General features: G+C 66.1%; 1 protein-coding gene. It reads right to left on the bottom strand.

The window, feature by feature from the left end:
* Window positions 1–1,040: acyl-CoA dehydrogenase family protein (locus tag J1902_RS19060; protein WP_307794499.1), on the bottom strand; the 1,040-nt coding region annotated here is incomplete at both ends.

Genomic DNA, 1,040 nt, shown 5'->3' with positions numbered 1-1,040 from the left:
AGGATCCATTCAACGGTGGACGGGGTGGCGATCTTGATGGACTGGATCTCCGTGTGGGCACCCTTGTTGCCGACGGTGTCCATGAGCCAGGCGGTCTTGAGCACCAGCAGGCGCAGCTGCTCGACCTTCACGCGGGATTCGGCGATCCAGTCACGGATCACTCCCTGCTCGCTCAGCGGCTTGCCGAAGGCAACGCGCTCGTCGGCGCGCTCGCACATCGAGTTGATGGCGCGCTCGGCCATGCCGATCAGGCGCATGCAGTGGTGGATGCGTCCGGGGCCCAGACGGGCCTGGGCGATGGCGAAACCGTCGCCCTCCCCGCCGATGATGTTGCTGACCGGGACGCGCACGTCCTTGAACTCGATCTCGGCGTGGCCGCCGTTGTAACGGTCCTCGTAGCCCAGGATGTGCATGCCGCGCTTGATGTTCACGCCCGGGGTGTCGCGCGGAACCAGGATCTGGCTCTGCTGGCGGTGGCGGTCCGCCGTCGGGTCCGTCTTGCCCATCACGATGAAGATCTTGGCGTTCGGGTTCATCGCACCGGTGATGAACCACTTCCGGCCGTTGATCACGTACTCGTCGCCGTCGCGCACGATGCTGGTCTCGATGTTTGTCGCATCGGAGGAGGCCACGGCGGGCTCCGTCATGGCGAAGGCCGAACGGATCTCACCGGCCAGCAGCGGCTTGAGCCACTTTTCCTTCTGCTCCTCGGTGCCGAATTCGGCCAGCAGCTCCATGTTGCCGGTGTCCGGGGCCGCGCAGTTCAGCGCGGCCGGGGCCAGCATCCGGCTGCGGCCGGTGATCTCGGCCAGCGGGGCGTACTGCAGGTTGGTCAGCCCGGCACCCTCTTCGCCGGGCAGGAACAGGTTCCACAGCCCGCGGCTGCGCGCCTCGGCACGCAGCTTCGCCAGGATCGGGGACTCCGAGAATGCGTACGGGTCCTCCATGTTTTCCAGCTCTTCGGCGTAGGCGGCCTCGTTCGGGTAAACGTGCCCGTACATGAAGTCGACCAGTTCCTTCTTCAGGAGCTCGGTCCGCTC

The organism is Arthrobacter cavernae, assembly GCF_017368795.1.
In the GTDB taxonomy this organism is placed as follows: domain Bacteria; phylum Actinomycetota; class Actinomycetes; order Actinomycetales; family Micrococcaceae; genus Arthrobacter; species Arthrobacter cavernae.
This window is presented reverse-complemented; position numbering and strand designations above follow the sequence as displayed.